This window comes from Marinomonas sp. TI.3.20, from assembly GCF_038155025.1.
Lineage (GTDB): Bacteria > Pseudomonadota > Gammaproteobacteria > Pseudomonadales > Marinomonadaceae > Marinomonas > Marinomonas flavescens.
On record NZ_JBAKAS010000062.1, the window covers coordinates 1 to 569 of the forward strand.

Genomic DNA, 569 nt, shown 5'->3' on the forward strand with positions numbered 1-569 from the left:
TCTCTTTTGGAAGAAGTGATTTCAGCGTTGAAAGAAAGTACTTGTGTGTTTTCGGTTTTTCTTTGGTTTTAATACCATGCACTTCTTCGTATAGAGTAAATGGCCGACCTTGAAAGGCCACTACAGCCCTGATGAGAAAGTGTTGTTTTCGAGCATCAAGATCAGACCAGTCGACACTGATGATTGGTCGCCCTTTGTTCGCAAAAAGGTGACACATATGAGCATAAATAGAGAGTGATTCTTGTTGTAAATGCGCGTTAGAAAGCACTCGATCGGCACGTTTAATACAGTGCTTTTCAAAAGCCTTGGATTGAATACCTCTTCCAATATTAGTCACAGTACTGAGATTGCCCTGAGCAAGGCTTTGAACGCAGGCCGCTACAGCATTACGTCGAGTTTTATGCATATTTGGGCTGACAAATGGAAGGATTTTGTTCAGAATAGTCGTCGCGTTCATGGCTCTCGTGTTTGGTTGTTTTTGGCGAAATTATTGATCACCAAGGGCCATGAACGTTCCTTTCTTGCGTTAACTAATTGTTATTTTTATCAAATTTGTGGGGATACCTCAG

The 569-nt window shown here is 41.5% G+C and carries 1 pseudogene; it reads right to left on the bottom strand.

The annotated features are described in order from the left end of the window. Positions 1 to 406: pseudogene (locus V6259_RS19555) on the bottom strand (IS4 family transposase); the annotation flags it as partial. Between the last annotated feature and the right edge of the window lie 163 nt (positions 407 to 569).